The sequence below is a fragment of the Wolbachia endosymbiont of Drosophila bocki genome (assembly GCF_028982005.1).
Classification (GTDB): Bacteria; Pseudomonadota; Alphaproteobacteria; order Rickettsiales; family Anaplasmataceae; genus Wolbachia; species Wolbachia pipientis.
On record NZ_JAPQLG010000058.1, the window covers coordinates 1 to 1,122 of the forward strand.

General features: G+C 35.2%; 2 protein-coding genes. One reads left to right on the forward strand and one right to left on the reverse strand.

Going from position 1 to position 1,122, the window contains the following annotated elements; translation table 11 throughout:
- Positions 1-27: 27 nt before the first annotated feature.
- Positions 28-237 carry a DUF1016 N-terminal domain-containing protein gene (locus OZD61_RS01130; RefSeq protein ID WP_274979538.1) on the reverse strand — a complete coding sequence of 70 codons (210 nt, stop codon included), beginning with the start codon at positions 235-237 and terminating at the stop codon, positions 28-30.
- 171 nt (positions 238-408) lie between these two features.
- Between OZD61_RS01130 and OZD61_RS01135 the strand changes: the two genes are divergently transcribed.
- Positions 409-1,029 (forward strand): hypothetical protein, encoded by a 621-nt coding sequence (locus OZD61_RS01135; RefSeq protein ID WP_274979539.1) that lies wholly within the window; start codon positions 409-411, stop codon positions 1,027-1,029.
- Positions 1,030-1,122 lie beyond the last annotated feature (93 nt).

The window sequence follows — 1,122 nt, forward strand, 5'->3', positions numbered from 1 at the left end:
CCAGCTTGCAAATGATTGTCCTTTCCTTCATTTCTCTCCTATTACGAAGATTTTAAACAGGTTCTTAGCTCCCCAGGTATGTTCTTTTTGGCGTTTTAGGATCTCTGTACCAATATGGTGGTAAAGCAAAATAAGCTTACTATTTACTGCAAGTGCTGCCTTATAACGGTTTGTTGCAATACGATCTTTCAACTGCTCTAAAAGTTCTGTATATTCTTTTCCTATAATTTTTGTCATACGGTCCCTTTTAATCCATTATACAATTCTTTGTCTGTCGAGAAGACAATCTTTCGCTTGCCTGCAACTTTGAAGGGATTCCTTATTGACTTCAAAGTTGTCCATCAACTAAAATATATTGACTTTATGTGCAATATTAGCTTTAAACCAGTAAAACAAGCTGCTTAACATATGCGTTTTTTCTATTCTAATTATATTCTTTTTTTGTCTTTATGTTGTTTTCTGCTTTTTTCGTTACCTTCAACAAAAGCCCAAGCGAATGATACGTCAGTTGTTCCTATACCACAAAGGAAAAAAGAATTGGTTGAGCACACTGTTGTAGCACAACCGAGGCAAATTATCGAAATGCAAGAAGAAGTCATTATTAACGAGGGTAAAGAATTCATTCCAATTCCAAAAAGAAAAAAAAGTGCAGAGAAAAAACTAAGAAGGGATGTTAGAGGGGCAAAAAATGAAATAGGAAACGAAAAAAGCGTTGAGAGCAAAAAGGATGAATTAGTTGTAACAGAAATTATTAACTCTATAAGAGACAAGCTCACAAAATGCTGGCGCATTCCTGAAAGCATAGCTTACAAAGAAAATTTTAATATAAAAATTAACTTATTGTTATCCAGTCAAGGCGAGATAATTATGGCGGATGTAGCAGACAGTGATTCCTATCGAAATAATCCACTTTTCAGGTCGATAGCAGATAACGCAATGCGTGCAGTATATAAATGTAGCCCATTAACCGGCTTGCCTACTCAGCACCACCACATTTGGCGTGAAGTAACACTAGACTTTATTCTATAGCTAAAGTAATTCTATAATTTAATAAGCCCACTGTATCCGTTCAGGATAGCAGCAAGGTAGTATAACCATAGAGTAAAAGTGAGTTTACAACAA

Coding starts and splice junctions, on each gene's coding strand:
- OZD61_RS01130 (WP_274979538.1), bottom strand. CDS start 237: ATGACAAAAATTATAGGAAAAGAATATACAGAACTTTTAGAGCAGTTG.
- OZD61_RS01135 (WP_274979539.1), top strand. CDS start 409: ATGCGTTTTTTCTATTCTAATTATATTCTTTTTTTGTCTTTATGTTGT.